The sequence below is a fragment of the Streptomyces adustus genome, assembly GCF_009377175.1.
In the GTDB taxonomy this organism is placed as follows: domain Bacteria; phylum Actinomycetota; class Actinomycetes; order Streptomycetales; family Streptomycetaceae; genus Streptomyces; species Streptomyces adustus.
This window is the reverse complement of sequence record NZ_VJZD01000463.1, coordinates 1-3,337: the sequence shown is the minus strand read 5'-3', so window position 1 is coordinate 3,337 and position 3,337 is coordinate 1. Positions and strand designations below refer to the sequence as shown.

Below are 3,337 nucleotides of genomic sequence, written 5' to 3'. Positions count from 1 at the left end.
GGTCGGCGGGGTGGGCAAGGACCCCGTCAACGCGCCGATGATCCGGCACTGGTGCGAGGCGATGGGCGACACCGGCCCGGCATACCGGGGGCCCGACGCTGTCGCCCCGGCCACCATGCTCCAGGTGTGGACCATGGGCGGCCTGACCGGGCACGCGGATCACGCGGATCACGCGGGTCACGCGGGTCACGCGGAAAGCGCTGATGAGGCGGATCGGGCAGATCGGGCCGGGCGCGGCGGGCGGACGGAGGCGTACGACGAACTGCTCGCGCTGCTCGACGAGGCCGGCTGCACCTCGGTCGTCGCCACCGACAGCGAGCAGGAGTACCTGCGCCCGCTGCGCCCGGGTGACGAGATCACCTTCGAGGCGGTGATCGAGTCGGTGTCGGCGCGCAAGACGACCCGACTGGGCACCGGGTACTTCGTCACGACCCGGACGGACGTGCGCGTGGGCGCCGAGCTCGCCGGCACCCACCGATTCCGCATCCTCAAGTACGCGCCCGTACGCCGGCAGCCGAAGCCGCCGCGCCCCCGCCCGGTCGTCAACCGCGACAACGCCGGCTTCTGGGAGGGGGTGGCGCGGCGCCGGCTGCTCATCCAGCGCTGTACCGGCTGCGCCGCCCTGCGCCATCCGTGGCTGCCGGGCTGCAACGCCTGCGGCTGCCCGGACTGGGACACCGTCGAGGCGAGCGGCGCGGGCACGGTGTACTCGTACGTCGTCATGCACCACCCCCGCTTCCCGGCCTTCTCGCCGTCCGAGGGAGGTCCCGGCCCGGCGGGCCCCTACGCGGTCGGGCTGATCGAACTGGCCGAGGGGGTGCGGATGGTCAGCAACGTGATCGGGGTGCCGTACGACAAGGTGCGGATCGGGATGCCGGTGCGGCTCGTGTTCCAGACCTACGACGAGGACCTGGTGCTGCCCGTCTTCCGGGCCGGGGAGGGCGCCGCATGAGCGCGACGAGCGTGACGAGCGCGACGGCCGGGGACCGGCTGCCGCCGCTGGAGATCGAGATCACCCGCACGCTGATCGTCGCCGGGGCCGTCGCCTCCCGCGACTACCAGGACGTGCACCACGATCCCGAACTGGCCCGCGACAAGGGCTCCCCCGACATCTTCATGAACATCCTCACCACCAACGGCCTGGTCGGCAGGTACATCACGGACCACTTCGGCCCCTCGGCCGTGCTCCGCGGGGTGGCCATCCGGCTGGGCGCGCCCAACTACCCGGGGGACACCATGGTGTTGACCGGCAGGGTGGAGGAGGTCGACGGCGCCACCGTCACCGTCTGGGTGACCGGGACGAACGGCATCGGCCGCCATGTCACCGGCACGGTCACCCTCACCGTCCCGTCCGCCTCGCCGGGAGGCGCGGCATGAGCGTGCGCGGGCGGGACTCCCTCGGCGGGCGCGCGGCGATCGTCGGCATCGGGGCCACGGAGTTCTCCAAGGACTCGGGCCGCAGCGAGCTGCGGCTGGCGGCGGAGGCGGTGCGGGCGGCACTGGCGGACGCGGGGCTGACGCCGGCCGACGTGGACGGCCTGGTCACCTTCACGATGGACACCAGCCCGGAGATCACGGTGGCCCAGGCCTGCGGGATGGGCGAGCTGTCCTTCTTCTCCCGGGTGCACTACGGCGGCGGAGCGGCCTGCGCGACCGTCCAGCAGGCGGCGCTCGCCGTGGCGGCGGGGGTCGCGGAGGTGGTCGTCTGCTACCGGGCCTTCAACGAGCGGTCGGGGCGCCGCTTCGGCTCGGGGGTCCAGCACCGGGAGCCGTCGGCGGAGGGCGCGGCGCTCGGCTGGGCGCTGCCGTTCGGACTGCTCACCCCCGCCTCCTGGGTGGCGATGGCGGCCCAGCGCTATCTGCACGCCTACGGGCTGACCCCGGCGGCCTTCGGGCAGGTGGCCGTGGTGGACCGCGAGTACGCCGCGACCAACCCGGCGGCGTACTTCCACGGCAGGCCCATCACCCTCGCCGACCACGCCGCCTCCCGGTGGATCGTCGAGCCGTTGCGCCTGCTGGACTGCTGCCAGGAGACGGACGGCGGGCAGGCCCTCGTCGTCACCTCGGTGGAGCGGGCCCGCGATCTGCCGCACCCGCCGGCCGTCGTCGCGGCGGCCGCGCAGGGCGCCGGCCGCGCCCAGGAGCAGATGACCAGCTTCTACCGCGACGACCTGACGGGGCTGCCGGAGATGGGCGTGGTGGCCCGCCAGCTGTGGCGGACGTCCGGGCTCGGTCCCGCCGACATCGACGTGGGCATCCTGTACGACCACTTCACCCCGTTCGTGCTGATGCAGCTGGAGGAGTTCGGCTTCTGCGGGCGGGGAGAGGCCGCGGACTTCGTGGCCGAGCGGCGGCTGCCGGTCAACACCCACGGCGGGCAGCTCGGAGAGGCCTACCTCCACGGGATGAACGGCATCGCGGAAGCGGTACGCCAGCTGCGCGGCACGGCCGTGAACCGGGTACCCGGCGCCCGCCGGGCCCTGGTGACCGCGGGCACCGGGGTGCCGACGTCGGGGCTGGTCCTGGCCGCGGACGGCTGAGCCCCCAGGGGTCAACCCGCAGTAGACCCCGGCCGTGGCTCCACCTTCAGGAGGTGGGGCCGGCCCCACCCCTACAACCTGAGGGGGACACCCCTTCGGGACCTGCGGCCGATCCGCCCGGGCGCAGGTCGCTCATAGCGTGGAGCCATGACCACACCCGTCTGCACCAGCGCTTCCACCGCCGCTGCTCCAGCGCGGCAGAGCCGCCCGCAGCCCCGGCTCCGTCCGGCCGTCGGGGCCCCGGTCTACCCGTCGTTCTCGTCGTACGTACGGGCCCGGCAGCCGGTGCTGCTGCGGACCGCCCGGGCGCTGACCGCGAACCCGAGCGACGCCGAGGACCTGTTGCAGACCGCGCTGACCAAGACGTACGCCGCCTGGGAGCGGATCGAGGACCACCGGGCGCTCGACGGCTATGTGCGCCGGGCGCTGGTGAACACCCGCACCTCGCAGTGGCGCAAGCGCAAGGTCGACGAGTTCTCGTGCGAGGAACTGCCCGAGCCGGAGCCCGTGCCCGGCGGGGGAGACGACCCGGCCGAGCGGCAGGCGCTGCACGATGCGATGTGGCGGGCGATCATGAAGTTGCCCGACCGGCAGCGGGCGATGGTCGTCCTGCGGTACTACGAGGATCTGAGCGAGGTCCAGACGGCCGAGCTGCTCGGTGTCTCGGTCGGCACGGTGAAGTCGGCGGTGTCGCGCGCCCTCGGCAAGCTCCGCGAGGATCCCGAACTCGGGCTCGTCCGCTAGCGACCTGGTCCGTGGAGATGTGAAGGGGGCCCTGGGGAGGTCCTGGGGAGGCC

4 protein-coding genes are annotated in these 3,337 nt (G+C 73.6%); all 4 read left to right on the top strand.

From position 1 onward, the window contains the following. The coding region (locus FNH09_RS45570) for a bifunctional MaoC family dehydratase N-terminal/OB-fold nucleic acid binding domain-containing protein (RefSeq protein WP_202919895.1) at nucleotides 1-952 on the top strand (952 nt) is incomplete at its 5' end. Then, nucleotides 949-1,377, top strand: coding sequence for a MaoC family dehydratase (locus tag FNH09_RS45565; RefSeq protein ID WP_152895744.1), 429 nt, complete (start codon nucleotides 949-951; stop codon nucleotides 1,375-1,377). The genes FNH09_RS45570 and FNH09_RS45565, both read left to right, overlap by 4 nt. After that, on the top strand, nucleotides 1,374-2,540 hold the full coding sequence (locus tag FNH09_RS45560) for a lipid-transfer protein (protein ID WP_152895743.1): 1,167 nt from the start codon (nucleotides 1,374-1,376) through the stop codon (nucleotides 2,538-2,540). The genes FNH09_RS45565 and FNH09_RS45560 overlap by 4 nt, the downstream gene beginning before the upstream one ends. 147 nt (nucleotides 2,541-2,687) lie before the next feature. Further along, nucleotides 2,688-3,284, top strand: a complete 597-nt coding sequence (locus FNH09_RS45555) for a SigE family RNA polymerase sigma factor (RefSeq protein ID WP_152895742.1) — start codon at nucleotides 2,688-2,690, stop codon at nucleotides 3,282-3,284. Nucleotides 3,285-3,337: the final 53 nt, after the last annotated feature.